Source organism: Parahaliea maris, assembly GCF_008064665.1.
GTDB lineage: Bacteria > Pseudomonadota > Gammaproteobacteria > Pseudomonadales > Halieaceae > Parahaliea > Parahaliea maris.
The window spans coordinates 231,710-250,657 of the sequence record NZ_VRZA01000007.1; the positions used below are offsets into that span (position 1 = coordinate 231,710).

19 protein-coding genes are annotated in these 18,948 nt (G+C 54.1%); 11 read left to right on the plus strand and 8 right to left on the minus strand.

Annotation, left to right across the window (positions count from 1 at the left end; genetic code table 11):
• Positions 1-4: 4 nt before the first annotated feature.
• The 8 genes from FV139_RS17945 (at position 5) to FV139_RS21455 (ending at position 7,156) form a co-directional block, all read left to right on the plus strand.
• Positions 5-871, plus strand: coding sequence for a polysaccharide deacetylase family protein (locus tag FV139_RS17945; RefSeq protein WP_187276622.1), 867 nt, complete (start codon positions 5-7; stop codon positions 869-871).
• A 280-nt stretch (positions 872-1,151) separates the two neighbouring features.
• Positions 1,152-1,460, plus strand: a complete 309-nt coding sequence (locus FV139_RS21445; RefSeq protein WP_187276625.1) for a DapH/DapD/GlmU-related protein — start codon at positions 1,152-1,154, stop codon at positions 1,458-1,460.
• A 93-nt stretch (positions 1,461-1,553) separates the two neighbouring features.
• Positions 1,554-2,516, plus strand: a complete 963-nt coding sequence (locus tag FV139_RS17955) for a glycosyltransferase (RefSeq protein WP_187276623.1) — start codon at positions 1,554-1,556, stop codon at positions 2,514-2,516.
• A 28-nt stretch (positions 2,517-2,544) separates the two neighbouring features.
• Positions 2,545-3,648 carry a hypothetical protein gene (locus FV139_RS17960; protein WP_148069855.1) on the plus strand — a complete coding sequence of 368 codons (1,104 nt, stop codon included), beginning with the start codon at positions 2,545-2,547 and terminating at the stop codon, positions 3,646-3,648.
• 54 nt (positions 3,649-3,702) lie between these two features.
• Positions 3,703-4,380 (plus strand): class I SAM-dependent methyltransferase, encoded by a 678-nt coding sequence (locus tag FV139_RS17965; RefSeq protein ID WP_148069856.1) that lies wholly within the window; start codon positions 3,703-3,705, stop codon positions 4,378-4,380.
• A 242-nt stretch (positions 4,381-4,622) separates the two neighbouring features.
• A complete protein-coding gene (locus FV139_RS21315) occupies positions 4,623-5,714 on the plus strand; it encodes a glycosyltransferase family 4 protein (RefSeq protein ID WP_328592296.1) in 1,092 nt (363 codons plus the stop codon).
• Positions 5,715-5,763: 49 nt separating this feature from the next.
• Positions 5,764-6,303, plus strand: a complete 540-nt coding sequence (locus FV139_RS21450) for a WcaF family extracellular polysaccharide biosynthesis acetyltransferase (RefSeq protein WP_407946832.1) — start codon at positions 5,764-5,766, stop codon at positions 6,301-6,303.
• 88 nt (positions 6,304-6,391) lie between these two features.
• Positions 6,392-7,156 carry a glycosyltransferase family 2 protein gene (locus FV139_RS21455; RefSeq protein ID WP_148069859.1) on the plus strand — a complete coding sequence of 255 codons (765 nt, stop codon included), beginning with the start codon at positions 6,392-6,394 and terminating at the stop codon, positions 7,154-7,156.
• 29 nt (positions 7,157-7,185) lie between these two features.
• On the opposite strand, the gene FV139_RS17985 is transcribed toward FV139_RS21455, so the two are convergent.
• The 5 genes from FV139_RS17985 to FV139_RS18005 form a co-directional block, all read right to left on the minus strand.
• Positions 7,186-8,655 (minus strand): hypothetical protein, encoded by a 1,470-nt coding sequence (locus FV139_RS17985; protein ID WP_148069860.1) that lies wholly within the window; start codon positions 8,653-8,655, stop codon positions 7,186-7,188.
• Positions 8,656-8,807: 152 nt separating this feature from the next.
• Entirely contained in the window at positions 8,808-9,779 is a 972-nt protein-coding gene (locus tag FV139_RS17990) for a hypothetical protein (protein ID WP_148069861.1), read from the minus strand.
• A 57-nt stretch (positions 9,780-9,836) separates the two neighbouring features.
• The gene (gene pdxA, locus FV139_RS17995; RefSeq protein ID WP_148069862.1) at positions 9,837-10,802 is read right to left on the minus strand and encodes a 4-hydroxythreonine-4-phosphate dehydrogenase PdxA; all 966 of its coding nucleotides are present in this window, start codon (positions 10,800-10,802) and stop codon (positions 9,837-9,839) included.
• A gap of 50 nt (positions 10,803-10,852) precedes the next feature.
• Positions 10,853-12,244, minus strand: a complete 1,392-nt coding sequence (locus tag FV139_RS18000; RefSeq protein ID WP_235898712.1) for a peptidylprolyl isomerase — start codon at positions 12,242-12,244, stop codon at positions 10,853-10,855.
• Positions 12,234-14,702 (minus strand): LPS-assembly protein LptD, encoded by a 2,469-nt coding sequence (locus FV139_RS18005; RefSeq protein WP_235898713.1) that lies wholly within the window; start codon positions 14,700-14,702, stop codon positions 12,234-12,236. Before FV139_RS18005 ends, FV139_RS18000 begins: the two co-directional genes overlap by 11 nt.
• Before the next feature lie 85 nt (positions 14,703-14,787).
• Here FV139_RS18005 and FV139_RS18010 point away from each other — a divergent pair, with 85 nt between their 5' ends.
• Together FV139_RS18010 and murU are read left to right on the plus strand one after the other, a co-directional pair.
• Entirely contained in the window at positions 14,788-15,924 is a 1,137-nt protein-coding gene (locus tag FV139_RS18010) for an aminoglycoside phosphotransferase family protein (RefSeq protein WP_235898714.1), read from the plus strand.
• Positions 15,921-16,598 carry an N-acetylmuramate alpha-1-phosphate uridylyltransferase MurU gene (gene murU, locus FV139_RS18015; RefSeq protein ID WP_148069864.1) on the plus strand — a complete coding sequence of 226 codons (678 nt, stop codon included), beginning with the start codon at positions 15,921-15,923 and terminating at the stop codon, positions 16,596-16,598. The genes FV139_RS18010 and murU overlap by 4 nt, the downstream gene beginning before the upstream one ends.
• A gap of 23 nt (positions 16,599-16,621) precedes the next feature.
• Here the strand turns inward: murU and FV139_RS18020 are convergent, their stop codons facing one another.
• The 3 genes from FV139_RS18020 to FV139_RS18030 all read right to left on the minus strand — a co-directional run bounded on the left by FV139_RS18020 (position 16,622) and on the right by FV139_RS18030 (position 18,037).
• Positions 16,622-17,044, minus strand: a complete 423-nt coding sequence (locus tag FV139_RS18020; protein WP_148069865.1) for a CCDC90 family protein — start codon at positions 17,042-17,044, stop codon at positions 16,622-16,624.
• A 173-nt stretch (positions 17,045-17,217) separates the two neighbouring features.
• Positions 17,218-17,565 (minus strand): CCDC90 family protein, encoded by a 348-nt coding sequence (locus tag FV139_RS18025; RefSeq protein ID WP_148069866.1) that lies wholly within the window; start codon positions 17,563-17,565, stop codon positions 17,218-17,220.
• Between the two features lie 178 nt (positions 17,566-17,743).
• Positions 17,744-18,037, minus strand: a complete 294-nt coding sequence (locus FV139_RS18030) for a CCDC90 family protein (RefSeq protein ID WP_148069867.1) — start codon at positions 18,035-18,037, stop codon at positions 17,744-17,746.
• Positions 18,038-18,187: 150 nt separating this feature from the next.
• Between FV139_RS18030 and rpe the strand changes: the two genes are divergently transcribed.
• Positions 18,188-18,856, plus strand: coding sequence for a ribulose-phosphate 3-epimerase (rpe, locus tag FV139_RS18035; RefSeq protein ID WP_148069868.1), 669 nt, complete (start codon positions 18,188-18,190; stop codon positions 18,854-18,856).
• Positions 18,857-18,948 lie beyond the last annotated feature (92 nt).

An 18,948-nucleotide genomic window follows, 5' to 3' on the forward strand; every position in this document is an offset into this window, starting at 1 on the left:
GATTGTGAGATTGCAAATTAGAACATTGATCGTGTCGCTGTGGCGATGCGTGAGGCCGATTTTAAGACTTATAGACACCCGCCGTCGTATCGCCATTTTGGTCTACCATGAAATAGATCCTGAAGTATTCAAGTCGCATATAGATTATCTGCAGAAAAACTACGAACTAGTCAGTCTTCGGGAAGTCGGAGTGGCCTATAGTTCAGGTGATTTTGAAAGGCTGCCACGCAGCAGTGCCGCGATTACTTTCGACGACGGATGGAAATCCAACTATGACTTGTTGCATACAATTAAGAAACGCACGATTCCCGTGACAATTTTTCTAAACACGGGGATCGTGGGAACGAATCGAAGAATATGGAACTATACATTGGAGCGCCGCGGTTCGGAAAGAGAACTGAATGAACAGCTGAAACTTATAGATAACTGCGAACGCAAGCAGAGACTGCAGCACATAAATGGCCATACGGATGTCACCGAGTACGAAACTCGAGATATGTTATCGACGGAGGAAATACGAGAGATGGCTTCTGTTGTCGACTTTCAATCTCATGGCGAATTCCATCCAGTGCTTACAAAATGTAGTGACAAAGAATTGATTCAGGAGTTCAGGGACTCAAGCGCCAGGGTTCAGGCTCTTACGCGTGGGGATTGCTTTGCTTTTGCATATCCTTATGGCCTGTCCAACATGCGGGTTAGAGATTTTGCAAAGAGTTCGGGTTATCTACTAGGGCGTGGATTAGGTATTCCGCGGCACAATTTCGAAAACTCCGACCCTATGAATCTGAGCGGAGTTGGAATTGACGAGGAATGGTCAGTAGATGATCTCGAGAAGCAGCTTCTTTGGACCGAAATTCGTTCAATAGTATGAATGTGAGGGTCTGCCGATAATGTATGGCATGAATACCGCCAAGATCTTAATCTGGTCTCTTGCTAGGGTGTTACCCGGGCATCCGATAAAAACGTTTACTGGAAGGGTTCGGTGCAGAATTGGTCAGAAGCTGGTGAAAGAAGCGTCACCAGAATCGATATTCGCTGAGCGCTTAGATCTAAGGGGTTTTGATGTAAAGCTGGGTAAGCTAAGTGGACTAGGTTATGACTGTCTGGTGATTACTGCTGGAAGTCATATACATATTGGTGACAGGGTCACTATGGGTCCGCGATGCACTCTGGTTTGCAATACACACCACTTTTCAGTCCAAGGCAGCGAGTGGGTTGACTCTCCATCATCGAAGCCAATAGTAATCGGAGACGAATGCTTTATTGCTACCGGCGCGACTATCCTTGGCGGAGTATCTATCGGTTCTCGATCAATAGTAGCAGCCGGTGCAGTTGTTACAGAAGATGTACCTCCCAACTCGTTCGTAGCTGGTGTCCCCGCTACTGTAAAGCGAACCACCACACCAGATCGTCACCACAGCAACTACAAAAATTGCGAAGAGAACGCCTCTTCGGGCTGATACATGCTTGTCCACATAGTTACTTCCAGAGAAAAACGCAAACGATATAGATTCATTAGCGAACCACTTGCTTTTCTCGGTCACGAGGTTTGTGTGACAGAGACGTCATCCACACTTGAATTATTGTCAAAACTAATCTCCTCATCCAAACATAGAAAGCCAGATGCATACATTCTGCTTGGGGTTGGATTAAGGGAACTTCTAACTACGATCTACCTGAATCATAGCTCGATCCCTATTGTGTTTAGACTGGGAGGCGACCCTATCAAAGACCTCGCTGATATTCGAGTTAGATACTTGACTGAAAGACAGTACTTACTTGTTCTATCCGTACTTTTGAGAGAATTTATAGCAAGGCTCTGTCTGTCGCGCATAGGTAGGGCTATTGTAGTTAACAAATCGCTAGTCGCACCAATCGCGGAAAGGATGGCGACGTCTGGGAGGGTCGCTGTCTCGGAGCATTTTGCATTTGGGTCACTAATAAATAAGTCGTATAAGGTCGATGGAAGGGTCAGACTACTAGTAGTTTGCAATCTTCTTTGGAGCAGTAAAGCGGAGGGCGTAGCTTGGTTGATCCGTCAGCTATCTTCAATAGCTTCCAGCAGATCAACAGGCCTTCATATAGAAGTTGCTGGTGATGGCCCCCATTTTGGCAGTTTGGTTACAGCTGTAGCAGCTATGAATATCTGTGAGCTCGTTGAAGTAAATTTTTGCGGCTATGTACAAAACTTAGACGAGCTGTACGCGTCGGCTGATATTTTTCTTTACAAGTCGGAGCACGACGCATCCCCGAACGTAATACTAGAAGCCAAGAGACACTCCATGCCAATGCTAGTCAATAGGTGTCTGCAATTTGAAAGTCTGATCAACGACGAGGAGAACGGCTTTCTATACACCGATGAGGATGATTTTGCTCGAAAGCTTATAGATCTTTGTGAAAGTGAGGAAACTCGGAGAAAACTTGGTCTGGGCGCCGCAAGAAGTTTTAAAAAAGATTTTTCATTAGGGCCGGCGTCTCTGCGGCTTGATAAGTCATTAAAGCTACTTACCAGTTAGTTTACATTTGCCCTCCGAACATTGGCTTATGCTTCTAGTTAACCTGCGAATCAGGAAAATTACCGCTGTTCTCCTCGCATCTTTCGTCGCATTTGGCGCTGTCGCCTACTTGACCGATTTTCTCGCAGGAACTGATGCAAAGAACTACTTTTTTAGAGCTACGGATGAGTCGTATTCTCCCTACGAGCACTTTCTTTGGAAAAGTTCTCTAGAGAATCTGTCGGCTCTGCAGTATGGTGATGTTCTCTATCCGTACGTTGTACGTGCTGTGTTCGGAGGTTCACCAGGACTCATTAGTTCGCTGCTTCCAGTATTCCTCTACTTGTTTCTTGTGCTCTCAACGTTCTATTTTGCAAGGCAAATGCGATCCAGTGGTCGTATATCCAGGAGAGGAAGTAACCTAGCCCTTACACTTTGCTTGCTTTCTCCTAGCTTACTTTACTTTTCAAATATTTTTCACAAAGAGGCGCTTTGTGCGGCACTAACACTTATAGCTGCGACAGCATGGGTGAGAAAATCGATACTTCTATTCGGAGCTTCGCTAATTCTTCTCTTGGTATTAAGACCTTACTCTCCCGCAGCCATTCTTATCGCGCTGTACGTTTTAACCTATCGACGCATCTACCTACAAGTATTTTGGATGCTGCTCATTCCACAGTTCATCATATTCTGGCCAGGACTTATAGACTTCTTAGAGTCGACGGGAATTATGATGATTTTTACCGCAATGGCACCAAATCCGTTTGATGTTGAAAACTGGAGATTGATTGATCGCTCAATAACGATTCAGCTTCCGGCTGCTTTTTTGCTGGAGGGCTTGGTTCTTTCATTGATAGTTCTCGTGGGCGTATATGCTATTGTCAAATATCGGCTTCTATTCCTGATAAATGTTTATCTCGCGATAGTCTTTTTGCTTATCTACACAGGAGTAGTTATGTTTGATGCCTTTTCTCATGATTCCATTATTGAACGCATAGCTGTGCCTCGTAAGCGGGTCTTCATGATTCCCATCTTGTACTTCGCCTTTGTTTCAACTTTAGAACAACTTCGAACCAAGAAAAGAATGTCAAGCTATCCTAGTTCTATCAACATCCCTAGTACTGCTGTTTCTGATAGCAAAATGATCAGCTAAAGAACATGGTTTCTTTATTAGAGAGCCCCCCTTTATGAATAGTGAGAAATCTTCATGCATATTCGACAGTCACGGCCGGAAAGAGACCAGCGTTACTATCAAGAATTGGCAGCAGGACTTGTTGAGATCGTTGTTGATCTGAGATCCAAATTGGAAGAAGAAAACGCACAGAAAATCAAAGTTCTTGATGTAGGTTGCGGCAAGGGAGAGGTGCTACGAGAGCTAGTGGAGAACGGCATCGATTGCGCTGGTGCAGATATCGATGATGAATGTGTTAGGACATCGAGCAGATTTGCACCTGTATACAAAGCTAACTTCATGACACTGGCAGAAGACCTGCCAAATCACGACTTTACAGTAGTAATTGCATCACATGTTTTGGAACATGTTGACACACCAAAAGAAGCTTTGCATCAAATTGCAAGAATTGGTGCAGAATACCTAATAGTCGCAGTGCCGAACTTGGGAAGGATATCCTTCACAAGCAAAGTACCACTGGTAAATCGTGGACATCAGATGGGATGGAATGCTCCGCATTTACGGACTTTGTTGGAAGTTCAGGGGGGCTTTGAGGTGCTGGAGTGGCGTCGGGATCAAGTGTTCATTGGCAAGTTTGGTTCTCTGCCAGCGCCTCTCTCTGCCATTACAAGGTTTATCGAAACCAAGCTGCTGCCAGCTGTTTTCCCGACGCAAGGAAACTCACTTATTTGTCTTTGCAAGACGAAATCTTAGCTAGGCCCTGAACAAAGATTGAGCCAGTTTGATAAAATTGGTCCCCTCCACAGTCACGCTAAGTAGAGTCGATACTTTTGCTATTGCTAGGGTAGTAGGCCCACCTCATATATTCGACTGATCATAGAGATAAATGGACTGGTACTAAAAAGAAGAGTGAAGCAGAGTTGCGCATAGCAAACATAATTGAGGAAGGAAAGTTGGGCGGTCCACAGGTGCGGATGGTTCGAGTATCTGCTGCGATGTCTAATCACGATACCATCGTAGTAATGCCCAGTTCGAACTCAGAGCAATTCCAAGAGCTTTGTGATTCCCTTGATGTCGATTACCGGATTGTTCCACTGACTCGTATTACCAAGGAATGGAGAGTCGCCCTTGCGTATATTTTCTGCTTTCCAATCGAGATTTTTCGGCTCGCGCAACTACTGCGAAGAGAGAATATAGAATTAGTACATGCATCTGGTGGAAGCTGGCAGTACAAAGCAATATTAGCGTCATGGCTAATGAGGATACCTTCAGTGTGGCATCTTAACGATACATCAATGCCGCTATGGATACGTTACGTTTTTCGACTGTTCACAGGCCTTCCAGACGCCTTCATCTTTGCCTCGGAGCGATCGAGGCAATACTACGGTAAACGGTTGGCTAGCAAACTATCTGCCGTTATACCTTCAGCCGTGAATTCCCGGTTTTTCGATCCTAGTATGTCCTTTGACGGAGACAAGGAAACGCTAGCGGCTCTTGGGGACAATCCCGTAATTGGAACGATAGCGAACATTAATCCGATTAAGGGTCTTGAAACTCTAGTTCGGTGTGTCGCAGAGTTGATGCCAAGGCATCCCGAAATTAAAGTCGTTGTTATTGGTAGTGCTCACAGGAATCAACTGGCCCTAAAAGAACGTCTATATCAATTAGCCGACGATTTAGGCGTTGCAGAGACCATCGAATGGGTGGGCAGCAGGCAAGACGTGCGCCCTATACTCGCTAGAATTAACATCTACATATGCAGTTCTTTAGCTGAATCATCCCCAGTATCAGTTTGGGAGGCGATGTCGATGGGAAAAGCAATAGTGTCAACAGATGTTGGCGACGTTTCCCGATACATTCGGCACGGTGAAAATGGATATATTGTTAAGATTGGCGACTATAAATCTATGGCATATAAGGTCTCACAACTCCTAGATAGACCGGAGCTTGGAGCGGTGTTTGGATGTAGGGCAAGAGCCGTGGTAGAGGACAACTTTTCCCCTCAGATCATTGCTGAAAAAACCGAAAACCTCTACGAACTGGCGTTGTTAAATGCAAACGGGAATCGTAAGGGAAGGAAACTTTGAGCAAACCGCTAAAGTCGCAGTCTGTGGTATCAAGCATGGTTCAAAAAAAATGAATTTGGCGAATTACAATAAGGGCGAGTTTAACGCTGGAAGAGGGCTATTCACTCAAATTCTGTGGTACCTATTAAATGAACTAATAATATCGAGCTGTCTACCAGGGTCTTACTGGAGAGTCTTTTTGCTTCGTTCCTTCGGTGCGAGCATTGGCCGCAATGTAGTTGTAAAACCCCATGTAAAGATTAAATACCCATGGAGGCTCAGGGTTGGTCACAACTCATGGATAGGGGAGAATGTATGGATCGATAACTTAGATGAGGTGCGCATTGGAAACAATGTCTGTATTTCACAAGGGTGTTATCTATGCACTGGGAGTCATGACTGGAAATCAGACCGCTTCGACTTGGTCACTAGCCGAATAGAGATTAGCGACAGCGTATGGGTTTGCGCCATGTGTAAACTTGCTCCAGGCGTCACTATTGGCACTGGCTCCGTTATTTCATTAGGTCTTGTTGTCCGAGGCAAAGTTGGAGAATGGAAAATTCTGACCGAACGAAAAAATCAACATTTTCAAGAGCGTGCTCGATTCTAGTTAATGTTCTCGCGGGGAATAAAGGATATATTCATAAAATGCGCAAACTAATCGGATTCTCTGCTGTCGGATGAACAGATCCTCATTCATGCCATATAGGCCAAAAGTCTCAATCATCACAGCCAGTTACAATAGCCAAGATACTGTGTCTGATACTATTGAGTCGGTAAATACACAAGATTATGAGAATATTGAGCACGTGTTCGTCGACGGGCAATCCTCTGATAGTACTCTGGAGAAAATTAGAGCGCTAAGTCGTCGTTCTAGGATTGTAAGCTCCGAGCCTGATCAGGGCATATATGATGCTTTGAATAAGGGGATTCAGCTTGCTTCTGGTGAGATTGTAGGATTCTTGCACGGAGATGATTTATTCGCAGCAGACACAACTGTATCAAGCATAGTTGAAGCTTTCTCTGATCCTTCGGTATCCGCTGCATATGGTGACCTGCAGTATGTTTCCCGTCAGGACACAACAAGAGTCGTTCGAAATTGGCGATCGGGTGAGTTTACGCTGAAGCGAATGAGGTGTGGTTGGATGCCGCCACACCCAACTTTATATCTTCGTAGAAGTTTTTACATCAATAAGGGGCTTTTTGATTGCAGATACAAGATATCGGCAGACTACTACTCAATTCTCACCTTATTCTCTGATCCCAAGCTGTACTCCGTTTACATTCCTGAAGTACTAGTAAAGATGCGAGTTGGAGGCGCGAGTAATGCGTCTTTGACAAATATCGTTCGAAAAAGTCGCGAGGATTACGCTGCTTTGAGGCGATCTGGCATAGGCGGAATCGGCACTTTGTTTCTTAAAAATGTTAGAAAGTTGCCGCAGTTTATACACACCTCTACATAATTCGCTGATTCGTACCTGACAGCGCCACTTCATTTCTTCCCGTATTTCTTCTCTTGTTTTTCATTCTTATTAAAGAAGCTAGTAATACTCGTAAAGGTCAACATTATGACTAGGGGAACCATCGGTAATGAAAAGCGACTGTTGCCTGTGTCGTTAGTTGGGGTTGCATGGTCGAACGCGTAGTCGAATAGCAACTGAGACAGAAAGAGCATAGAGGCTAATGTTGCTATAATGCCCAGCAGGAATACTTCTTCTTTCGAAATCTTTATAGTTATTGGACGCGAGGTATAAAGACGGACTAGCACAATCGCCCCAGACGTGAAAAACATTACGGGCAGTAGCGAGAAGCTGCTATTGAAAACATAAGCATATAGGGTATTCCAAGTTACGTCTCCGAATGAGTTCGGTGAAGGGTGCCAGATCCTACCTGCAAAATGAATTTGGTAGGGGGCGTTGGGAATTACAGAGATCTCGTTACCCCAGATATGTAGGTCAACGCCAAAGTAAAGTACGCCTATCCCAATAGTGCAAATGGTAAAAGCGATAAAAGATCCAATTTTGCCATTGAGAGATAGAAGCCAGACGAAAGCGGACGACATTGCTATGGCCCCAAAGTAGGCAAGACCTGTATTCTTGATTCCAATGGCCAAGGCCCCGATTCCCAACCCCAGGAATACAAGCTTTTTGGCACTGTGGAAGTACCCAATGAGAATCAAGCTGCATCCTGAGCACACTACTGCGGTTAGCCATATTTCACTATAACCTGCAAGCATCACATGATTTTCGAGAAGGGGTGTGGATGCGGCAAGGTATGCTGCAAAAAATGCGATGCTCTTGTAAGTGCCTGCGGCTCGAAGGGTGCCAAAAACAGTGAGAACTATGCAGATCCACGCATACTGCCATGGCCATAGATTGCCAAGCCCTAAGTATGATCTATCAGACAGATATCCCGAGTAGCTACCTATAAGGCTTATCGTAATCGGGTGATAGTGTTCGTATTGGAAAATCAGTTGTGAGCTTTCTGGATTAGCGTCAGACTTCAAGAAGCGCTTGGCTGTCCCTACCCACCAGCTCAGTGCATCCCATCCCGAAGCCGGCAGTATTGCTGACTGGAAGCTGACGATTGTGGCTATCACTAATAGTAAGATGCCGGATCCGAACCCAATCACTAATAATGGTGTTGGGGTTAGGTCTTGGGATTTGGCTTTGGACCTGAGCCAGATGAATCTATAGAGAGTTGCTGCCGTGCATACCACTGCAATTCCTGTTAGAAAGTATAGGAATTGGTGGCTAAAAGCCTTCTGGCCAGACTTGTCCAACATCCAGGCCGAGAATGCGACCAACAAGTACCCGAGTAAGCCCCCTGTGCCGGCGAAAACAGCAGTGAATCCAACCTTGTCCGGATATTTGCTCGTGGCGTATAGACAAGCCAGTGAGGCACCTATCAAAAATGGACTGGATATAGCCAAGAGTGATAGCAATTCAGCAAGTAAGACCAAAGTGTCGCCTTACGGGTATTTCGCGGGACTGTTCAGAATTCTGTGTCACAGTAATTCCTCGTTTATTATTTGATCACAGATCCAGTGCCGCGTCGAGTCGGACTTCGAAGTAGCTTGCCAACCGGGGAGCCGGCTTTCGTCTTGGAGCCTTATCAGAAGTAAGGCAAAAGATCCGCTCGACAGTCCTCTGGAAACCGTGCACACCGAATCGGGTTATTGCGGATTCGCTCCTCAAGCGGCTTTCCTTCGTAGCGTTCACGTGTATCGATGAATTGTTCGATTCGCCACTGCCACCGTAAAACGTCTCCCATAGCCCAACAGAGGCTAATGACTACGAGTACGGTTGGGGCAATATTCAGGTTAGCGCGCCATGGGGTTGGTAAGCAGTATTTTACGGTGAGAAGAACCACCGTCGATAAAGTAACCAGGATATTTAGTACTAAGTTGGGAAAGATCATCCCGTTCTCATGAATGCCTCGAACGATGTTATTGGAATATCCCTGCCATAGTGGCGGGTTGAACCAATCTTCGTAAATTTGTTCGACAACTGCTGTTGCGCCTAAGGAAATGAGTTCTATCCCGCCAACGACAATATCAACCTCATTATTGTTGGAAAACCCCAGTGCGGGTCCGTCGAAGAACGCGATAATGAGTTCTGTCACGGTTCCCTTGTAGTTGTCTCCTCCATACACCATTGCTACCTGTGTCACTTCATCACCGGAGCGATTGAGTGGTAGTGAATAAACCTCTTCCGGATTGCTTGCGAGCCTCCAAAATACGCGTGCGTTGGTGAAGCGGGTAAGGCCCTTCATTTCGACTTTGAGAAACGGATAGTCCTCGGCGCGGAAGCGGGTGGGCACGGCGATGATGGCTTTATCGTCGGCGAAATCAGTGATGATGACGGAGTTATCCTGAATGCCGCCGCCTCCGGCGACTACCGGCTTGAAGAGTTTGCCGGGGATAGAAACGGGCTGTGCGTCGGGGTGATTGAACCTTTCAAATTCGGGATGGAATTTGAAAAAGGCGACACTGTAGATTGTCGCCAGCAGTAGTGCGGCAATGGCCAATGTGATGCTGGCATGCTTGAGGGCGGGCAGCCAGATTTTTCCAGTTTCTGTAGTCACGTTTCGCGTGTGGGTTGGGTGTGGTGGCACCCTCTGCCAATTGGGGCTGTGGTCATTCTACAGGGCATGGCTGATGGCCCTCTCCAGGCTATGTGGGCTGGCGGTACCTTTGGCGGCCAGGTCCAGCGCTGTGCCGTGATCTACCGAGACACGTAGCAGGGGTAAGCCCAGTGTAATATTCACCGCTTCGCCAAAGCCCGCATACTTTAGTACCGGTAATCCCTGGTCATGGTACATCGCCAGGAAAACGTCGGTGTGTGCCAGCATGTCAGGGTTGAATGCGGTATCGGCAGGCAGTGGGCCGGCCAGGTGCCAGTCCTGGCCCCGTAACTTTTCCAGCATCGGGGTGATGACCTCGATCTCTTCCAGCCCCAGATGACCTCCTTCCCCGGCATGGGGGTTGAGGCCGAGTACGGCAATGGAGGGTGAAGTGATACCAAACTTTTGGTGCAGATCTGCGCGCAAGATGTGCAGGGTGCGCTCCAGGCTTTCGGTGGTGATCGCGGCGGGGACATCCTTTAACGGCAAATGCGTGGTGGCCAGTGCTACCCGTAGTTTGTCTGTCGCCAGCATCATCACCACATGCTCTGTCCCGGTTTTCTCCGCCAGGTATTCAGTGTGGCCGCTGAAGGGGATGCCGGCATCGTTGATGATCGATTTCTGCACCGGGGCCGTCACCATCGCCTGAAACCTGCCCATCTGGCAGCCTTCGATGGCGATATCGAGGGTTTTCAGCACGTAGTGGGCGTTAGCGAGATTGAGCGTGCCCGGGATCACGGTGGCACTTGTCGAGGTGTGCAGTACGCTCAGGTGGCCCGGTGTGTGAGGGCGCGGATTTGCACTTGGCTGGTAGGGGGTGAGGTTGATGGGCAGGTCGATCAGCCTTGCCCGCTCGCGCAGCATGTCGATATCGCCGATGGCGACTAACTGGGCGTTCCACTCGCGCATAGCCGCCATCAGGGTGATGTCGGGGCCGATGCCGGCGGGTTCGCCGGTGGTGATTGCGATGGTGGGGGTGGGCATGCTGAATGGGTACCTTGGCGGAATGAATTCCGCCCTACAGGGTGGGTCCTCTATTTAATGTCGACGAAGGCTTCATCGCGGATCTTCCTCAGCCAGGCATCCAGTTCTTCCTGGTATTTTCGCCCGTGCAGGTACTCGGCCGCTTTGTTGCGGATGGCCTGGTCGGTCATGTCCTGTTGGCGGCGCTCGGTCACTTCCAGGATGTGCCAGCCGAACTGGCTGCGCACGGGGTTGGTGATCTCGCCGATGGTGGCGCTTTCCATGGCGTTTTCAAATTCGGGCACCATCTGGCCGCGCTGGGTCCAGCCGAGGTCTCCGCCTTCGCGGGCGGAGCCGATGTCTTCGGAGTATTCCTTGGCCAGTTCGGCGAAGTCTTCACCACCTTCGATGCGCTGTTTCAGGTCGGCTGCTTTCTGCCGGGCGGCGTCGTCGGTGAGGATCTCGCTGGGCTTGATCAGGATGTGGCGCACTTTGGTCTGGGATACGATCTGCTCGCCGCCTCGCTTGGCGTTCATGTTGATGAGGTGGATACCGCTGGCGCTCTCGATGGGGTCGGAGGTTTCGCCTTCTGCCAGCGGCGGGGCGGCTTCGGCGAACAGGGAGGGCAGGTCGCTCTTTTTACGCCAGCCCAGGTCGCCGCCGGTGAAGGTGTATTTGCCGCCGCTGGAGGCGATGACCTCGTCAAAGGGCTCGCCGGCGCGGATGCGCTGGAGCAATTGGTCCACGTGGGCCTCGGCCGCGGCTTTTTCGTCGGCCGGGGCGTCCGGTGACAGGGGCAGCAGGGCGTGGACGATGCGGTATTCTGGCTGGGTCAGGGCCTGGCCTTCCTCGGTGTTGAGGAAGTTGTCGATCTCCTGGTCGGTGATCTGGATGCGCTGGCTGACGTTACCGGCCTGTACCCGCTGCAGGACCATTTCCCGGCGCACGTTTTCCCGCATGGCGGCATAGGACTGGCCGTCCTGCTCCAGCCGGGCGATGAATTGGTCGACGTTCATGCGGTTCTGGGCGGCGATACGGGCCACGGCCTGGTCGAGCTGGGCATCGGAGATGCGCACGCCGACGCGCTGGCCCATCTGCAGCTGGATGCTTTCGAGGATCAGGCGGTCCAGGGTCTCGCGAATCAGTTCGTCCTCGGGGGGCATTTCCATGCCGCGGGCCTGGAGGGTTTCGGTGACGGTGCCCAGGCGCTCGCGCAGTTCTGAGGCCATGATGACGTCGTCGTCGACGATGGCGACGACCTGGTCTAGGACTTCGGTGGCGGCTTGGGTGGGGGCGATAGTGATCGACAGGCCAAGTGCCAGGGCCAGGGTTAGTGCCCACGTTTGAAAATGGATTCCGGTACGCCGGACCGCCGCCTGCGCGGGAATGACTCGGAGCGAGGGGGTGACTCTGAGCGTGGGGATGAGTCGGGTGGGGTTTGCCGCGAAGGCTTTAATACTCACGTTCTCTGTATCCTCGAATCATGTCTTCCATCAGGCCGGTGACGCGGCTGCCGAAGCCGCCCATGCCCTTGAGTACAATTTGGACCTGCGTGGAGGACTCCCGTTCCAGATTGGGGTCGTTGAAATCCAGTATCTGTCCGGTGGGGGAGTCATAGTAGCGCAGGTGGAGCAGGCGTACCTGCCAGCAGCAGGTATCATATTCCACCCCGAACATATCTTCCACGCTCTCCCCGGCTTCCACGCTGTAGTTCACTGCGCCAAACACGCTCCAGCGGTTGCCCAGCGGGATGTAGGCCGAGAAGTGGGCCTGCTCGGTCACCGGCTGGGTGCGCACGGTGGTCAGCGGCCGGCGGTAGGAGTAGCCCACGCTGTAGATGCTGGCGTCGTCGCGCTCGTAACTGGCCTGGACGTTGCCGGCGTTCATGTCGGTGCTGTGGGGGTCCCACACCAGGCTGGAGCGTACGGTCAGGCGCTCATTGGGGTAGAAGTTTACTTCGGCCGCCATTTCGGAGCTGGACTGGTCCAGCGGCGGTGCATTGGCGAGCAGGCGGACGTCCCGGTCGCGGAAGTAGAAAATCTGGCCCAGGCTGGCGTTCAGGTGCTCCCGGCCGTCCTCCTCGCTGATGTAGCGGGTGGTCAGGCCCACGGAGAGCTGGTTGGCATCGTCCAGCCGGTCCCGGCCGGAAAAGCGGGTTTCCCGGAACAGCTGGTTGTAGGTGAAGGTCAGCTCGGCGCTGTCGAAGTCGGGCTGCTCGGTCTGGTCCTCGTATTCGCTGTACAGGTAGTACAGGCGCGGCTCCAGGGTCTGCAGCAGTCCCCGGTCCAGCAGGCGGGTGGGGCGCTCGAAAAACAGCCCGCTATCCAGGCTGAACATGGCCGTACCCGCGCTGGGGCTGTCGTTGGACAGGCCCGCGCTGAGGTCGGTCAGCTCGTACTCGAGGTAGCGGTACTTGGCGGTGGGCTTGAGGAAGCCGGCTTCCCACAACATGGGGTAGGTCACCCCGGCCTCGCCGTAAATCCGCTGGCCCTTGACCCGGTCGTCGTCGCTGTCGAAGTAGGAGTACTGGCCCAGCAGGATGGGCTCGAAGGCAAAGGGCTCGTATTCGCCGCGGTACTGCCCGGTAAACTGGGGCAGTTTCGCGTAGTCGTTGTTGATGTCGTCGGCCAGGGACTGGAACTGCTGGAAGTCCACGCCCAGGAGCCAGTCGTCCCCCAGGTAATCCAGCGAGCCCAGCTGCAGCAGGCTGGTTTCCCGGCGGGTTTCCAGGCTGTTGGTGCGCAGGTCTTTCAGGTAGTCCACATCGGAGGCTTTGCTGTAGTCCACCGTCGAGCGCCAGCGGCGGTCGAACAGGCCGTTGTGCTTGACCTGGCCCAGCCAGCGGCTGTGGTCGTTCAGTTCGGGGCGTTCATCCTCGTAGCGCTTGTCGTCCTTCAGGTAGGCGCCGCCCACGACCCAGCTGCCCACCGCCGGGTTCAGGTAGCGCAGTTCGACTTCGTGGTTGGTGCCCCGCTCCTCGATGTAGCGGGGGGTGTAGAGGGCGTCGTAGTTGGGGGCCAGGTTGAAGTAGACCGGGGTGGCAATGTCCACGCCGCCGCGGGTGTCGTTGCCGAAGTCGGGCCACAGGAAGCCGGTGCGCCGGCGGTCATCCAGCGGGAAACGCATCCACGGCAGGTACAGCACCGGGATGCCGCCCACGGCGATCTTGGTGCCCCGGCCGGTGCCGATGCCCTCGTCCAGGTCCAGCTCCATTTCGTCGGCGCGGATTTCCCAGTCCTGCTCGCCGGGGGCGCAGTAGCTGAGGGCGCCGTTTTGCACGTGCACCTTGCCCTCGGCGTCGCGGCGCAGGGCTTTGGCGGCGCCGCGCATATGCTGCTGGTGCAATACGAACTGGCTGTCGGTGATCTCGGCCTCGCCGGTGTCGGAGGAAAAGCTGGCTTCCTGGCCTTTCAGCAGCATGCCCGGCTCGCGAATGGTGATGCCGCCGGTCAGCTTGCCGGTGCTCTCGCTGCGGTTGTAATAGGCCTCTCTGCCCTGCAGGCGCCGGTAGCCCTGCTGTACCGATACGCCGCCGTGCAGGTACACCTCGTCGCCCTCCAGTTCGGTACTGGTCGCGCTGGCGTTGATATCGGATAACTCGGGGTCCGCCCCGGTGTCGGCACCAGCCAGCGGGTCGATGTAGCGGCCGCGGCAGCTGCGGCATTCTGCGTCCTGCAGCTCTTCCGGAACGGACTTCAGGGGCACCCAGTCCAGCGGGTGCGCAATTGCGCTCGGCGGCACTTCCGCGCTGCACAGTTCGCCTGCCGGGCAGGCGCCGGGAGTACTCTCCTGCGCCACAGCCGGCATCAGCGGCAGGGCCAGGCTGAGCGCCAGGGCCAGGCGGCTGCGAGCGGGACGAAAGGGGTCTGGCGGCAGGGAATCTTGCGCTCTCGCGCCTGCCGTTGGGAAAGCCGTGGTCATCAAGCCGGGGTGCAATTTTTGGTATAAACGCGGATGATAAAGCATCCCTTTCTTGATGTCTGTGTTTCTTCCCTGGAGTCCTCGTTTGTCGCACGCTGCCAGCCCGTCACGTCCCATTCCTGAAGACCTCCTGCCCTGGGTCGTCGACGCATTTGGCGCCACATCGGGCGACCATGAGCTTGTCCCGGTGGCTGGGGATGCCAGCAATCGCCGCTATTTCCGTCTGGCGGATGCCGGGCGTACGGCCATCGTGATGGAGGCGCCGCCGGCGACGGAGAAGAATGACGCCTTCCTCAGTGTGCGCGAGTTGCTTGCCAGCCACGGTGTGCGAGTGCCGCAGTTGCTGGCGGCGGATCTGGGCCGCGGCTATCTGCTGCTGGAGGACCTGGGTAATCAGATGCTGCTGCCGCTGTTGAATGAGGCGAGTGTCGATGGCTGGTACTGGAGTGCCTGCCAAATGTTGCTGGGCTTCGCCGGGATTGATGCGGCGGGGCGAATCCCGGATTACGACCGTGCCCTGCTGGAGGAGGAGCTGAGCCGCCTGCCGGCCTGGTTTTTCCGGCAGCTGCTGGGGATGCCGGCTTCCGGGGAGGAGGAAGCCGTGTTCGCCGATGCGGCCGGTCTGCTGGTCGACAGCGCGCTGGCCCAGCCGCGGGTTTTTGTCCACCGGGATTTTCACAGTCGCAACCTGATGGTGGTGGATGCGGGCGGGCAGGGAGAGGCGCTCGCTGAGGCTGCTGCTGAGGTCGGCGGTGCGGCAGAAGGTCTGGCGGAAGGTCCGGCAGAAGGTGCCGCAGGATCGGCGCTGGCGGTTATCGATTTCCAGGACGCGGTCTTTGGACCGATCACCTACGACCTGGTCTCGTTGCTGCGTGACTGCTACATCCGCTGGCCTCGGGATCGGGTGGAGGCCTGGGCCCTGGCCCAGCGCGACGCCCTGCAATCTGCTGGCAAACTGGACGCGGTGGATGACGCCACTTTCCTGCGCTGGTTCGACCTGATGGGCCTGCAGCGTCACCTCAAGGTGCTGGGCACCTTCGCCCGGCTGTACCTGCGCGATGGCAAGGCGGGTTACCTCGACGACCTGCCGCTGGTGATCGCCTACGTGGAGGAGGTACTGGGCCGTCGCAGCGCGAGTGAACCGGCGCTGGCTTCCTTCTATAACTGGTGGCGGAAGGCGGTGACGCCGGCAATCGCGCAGCAGGGTTGGGCCGCGGCATGAGGGCCATGATCCTGGCGGCGGGCCTCGGCACCCGCATGCGTCCGCTCACCGATCACACCCCCAAGCCACTGCTTGAAGCCGGAGGCAAAGCCCTGCTCGGCTGGCATATCGAACGGCTGGTGGCAGCGGGTTATCGGGAGCTGGTCGTGAACGCCTCCCATCTGGCGGAGCAGGTGGTCGAGTACTGTGGTGACGGCAGCGCCTGGGGTGCCTCTATTGTCGTATCCCGGGAGTTGGAGCCGCTGGAGACAGCGGGGGGCATCGTGCAGGCGCTCCCACTATTGGGGTCAGAGCCCTTTTTGGTGATAAACGGGGATGTGTGGACGGATTATCCCTTTGAGCGCGTTATGGCGTCCCCGCCGGCGCCGGGTGCTGCCCGCCTGGTGCTGGTGGATAACCCGCCTCAGCATCCGCTGGGTGATTTCCGGTTGGAAGCTGGTCGGGTTTGTCGCCGCGAGGGCGATGCGGCGGGCTTCACCTTCTCCGGGATTGCGGTGTATTCCCCCGAGTTCTTTGCGGGGCTGGAGCCGGGGGTGGTGCCTCTGCGGCCCCTGTTTGAGCGGGCTATAGCTGAGGGGCGGCTGTCGGGTGAGCACTACAAGGGGCACTGGCATGATATCGGTACGCCGGAACGGCTGGCGGCGCTGGACCGGCTGCTGAAGCGTGGGGGCTGAGGGGACTTTAGTTCCGGGAGGCCTCAGCCGAGGCCCAGCAGCTTCGCCAGGGCCGGAACGGTGGTGCTGGCGATGATAATGCCAAGCATCCAGTAGAGGAGGCGGAATTTGCCGTCGATTTCGGCGAATTTCTGGTCGAAGGCGGCAAAACGTCGATCTATTTCTGCGAAGCGTTTGTCCATCTCTGCGAAGCGACTGTCTATCTGGGCAAACCGTTTTTCCAGTCGGGTCTCCAGTTCAGTAAGGCGCTCATCGATTCGGCGCTCCACCCGCTGCTCAAACGCATCAAACCGGGCGTCGAGGTAATCCTTCGTCACCAGTTGATCCACGTTATGTACGAACGCCTGGGCCATAAGCTCCGCCAGCACATCGGCTTGCTGTTCGGGAATGCCCGCGGCGATAAGGCGACGGGCACAGGTGAGCGTATCAAAGGCGATGGCTGCCATAAAGGGTGGCCTTGGTGATGGTTTGGGTTAACTTTCGTGTTTCAGGTGGCTCTGGTCCACATCAAAAGTGTCCAACTTGGGCGGTGGCGTCCGGGCATTGGCCGGATGGGAGCGTCACCGCAACGTTCGGTACTCCCCGGTCCCGACTTACTGTGTTGGTCAGGTGGAGGGGCTTAGCCTGGGCCGAAGAAACTGGCCAGGGTGGGCAGGACGGTGGTGGCTATCACGACGCCCATCATCCAGTACAGAAGTTGAAACTTACCTTCGATTTTGGCGAAATTCTGATCGGCGAGGGCGAAGCGTTCGTCCATCTGCTTCTCCAGGGTGACGAATTGCTGGTTTATCCGGCTCTCAAATGCATCAAACCGGGCGTCGAGGTAATCCTTCGTCACCAGCTGATCCACGTTATGTACGAACGCCTGGGCCATAAGCTCCGCCAGCACATCGGCTTGCTGTTCGGGGATGCCCGCGGCAATGAGGCGGCGGGCACAGCTGAGCGTATCAAAGGCGATGGCTGCCATAAAGGGGTGCCTTGGTAGAGGTTTGGGTTAATTTTCGCGCTTCAGGTGGCTCCGGGCCGCGTCAAAAGTGGCCGAGTTGAGGCGGGCTCGGGATTTGTTCGGGTAGGAGCGTTACGGCAGCGTTCGTTGTTGCGCCGTTCGGAGGTGCTGCGTTGACAGTTTACAGCTTGGAGGGGGGTTAGCCTGGCGCGAAGAAGCTGGTCAGTGCAGGCAGGACAGTGGTGGCGATCACGACGCCCATCATCCAGTACAGCAGGCGGAATTTGCCTTCGATGACGGTGAAGCGGGCCTCGAATTTTTGTTCTAACGTGTCCAGCCGGGCATCGAGGTAATCCTTCGTCACCAGTTGGTCCACGTTGTACACAAATGCTTCCGCCATAAGCTCCGCCAGCACATCCGCCTGTTGCTCGGGGACACCCGCCGCAATGAGTCGGCGGGAGCATTTGAGTGTATCAAAAGCGATTGCGGCCATGATAGGGGCCTCGGTTGTGGCATTCACGGCCCATATTTTCTTAACAGAGTGCCAATAGCCACGTCAAAACCGGCCGTTTTGCGGATGAACTCCCCCGTCCCAGCCAGTAGAATACGCCCCAATTTCACTGTCCGAGTTCCGGAGCCCTCCATGGCCGACTACCAGATCGCCCCTTCTATCCTCTCTGCCGACTTCGCCCGCCTTGGGGAAGAGGTGGATAACGTGCTGGCTGCGGGCGCCGATATCGTGCACTTCGACGTGATGGACAACCACTACGTGCCCAACCTCACCATCGGCCCCATGGTCTGCAAGGCCCTGCGCCAGCACGGGGTAACCGCGCCTATCGATGTGCACCTGATGGTGAGCCCGGTGGACCGGATGATCGGCGACTTCGCCGAGGCGGGGGCGACGTATATCACCTTCCACCCGGACGCCTCCACCCACGTGGATCGCTCCCTGCAGATGATCCGCGACGCCGGTTGCAAGAGCGGGCTGGTGTTCAACCCCCATCTGGGGCTGGATGCGCTCAAGTACGTGATGGACAAGGTCGATATGGTGCTGCTGATGTCGGTAAACCCCGGTTTTGGCGGCCAGTCCTTTATCCCCGGTACCCTTGACAAGCTGCGCGAGGCGCGGGCACTAATCGACGCCTCCGGCTACGACATTCGCCTCGAAATCGACGGCGGGGTTTCCGCGAAGAATATTGCCGAGATCGCGGCGGCGGGGGCGGATACCTTCGTAGCCGGCTCGGCCATCTTCAACCAGCCCGACTACGCCGCGGTCATTGCCGATATGAGGGAGCAACTCGCCTCGGTGTAATTGCTGGGGGGAATAGGTCGAATGAATTCGACCCTACAGGGGTATTTGCCATGGTGTACCGTAACCCCCAGGCGATGTAGGGCCGAATTCAT

What these genes read in the sequence shown, in the direction of transcription:
- FV139_RS21445 (WP_187276625.1), top strand. Translation starts at nt 1,152, where the DNA reads ATGGGTCCGCGATGCACTCTGGTTTGCAATACACACCACTTTTCAGTC.
- FV139_RS21315 (WP_328592296.1), top strand. Translation starts at nt 4,623, where the DNA reads ATGTCTAATCACGATACCATCGTAGTAATGCCCAGTTCGAACTCAGAG.
- FV139_RS17965 (WP_148069856.1), top strand. Translation starts at nt 3,703, where the DNA reads ATGCATATTCGACAGTCACGGCCGGAAAGAGACCAGCGTTACTATCAA.
- murU (WP_148069864.1), top strand. Translation starts at nt 15,921, where the DNA reads ATGAGGGCCATGATCCTGGCGGCGGGCCTCGGCACCCGCATGCGTCCG.
- pdxA (WP_148069862.1), bottom strand. Translation starts at nt 10,802, where the DNA reads ATGCCCACCCCCACCATCGCAATCACCACCGGCGAACCCGCCGGCATC.
- rpe (WP_148069868.1), top strand. Translation starts at nt 18,188, where the DNA reads ATGGCCGACTACCAGATCGCCCCTTCTATCCTCTCTGCCGACTTCGCC.
- FV139_RS18030 (WP_148069867.1), bottom strand. Translation starts at nt 18,037, where the DNA reads ATGGCCGCAATCGCTTTTGATACACTCAAATGCTCCCGCCGACTCATT.
- FV139_RS21455 (WP_148069859.1), top strand. Translation starts at nt 6,392, where the DNA reads ATGCCATATAGGCCAAAAGTCTCAATCATCACAGCCAGTTACAATAGC.
- FV139_RS18005 (WP_235898713.1), bottom strand. Translation starts at nt 14,702, where the DNA reads ATGACCACGGCTTTCCCAACGGCAGGCGCGAGAGCGCAAGATTCCCTG.
- FV139_RS17960 (WP_148069855.1), top strand. Translation starts at nt 2,545, where the DNA reads ATGCTTCTAGTTAACCTGCGAATCAGGAAAATTACCGCTGTTCTCCTC.
- FV139_RS18025 (WP_148069866.1), bottom strand. Translation starts at nt 17,565, where the DNA reads ATGGCAGCCATCGCCTTTGATACGCTCAGCTGTGCCCGCCGCCTCATT.
- FV139_RS21450 (WP_407946832.1), top strand. Translation starts at nt 5,764, where the DNA reads ATGAATTTGGCGAATTACAATAAGGGCGAGTTTAACGCTGGAAGAGGG.
- FV139_RS18020 (WP_148069865.1), bottom strand. Translation starts at nt 17,044, where the DNA reads ATGGCAGCCATCGCCTTTGATACGCTCACCTGTGCCCGTCGCCTTATC.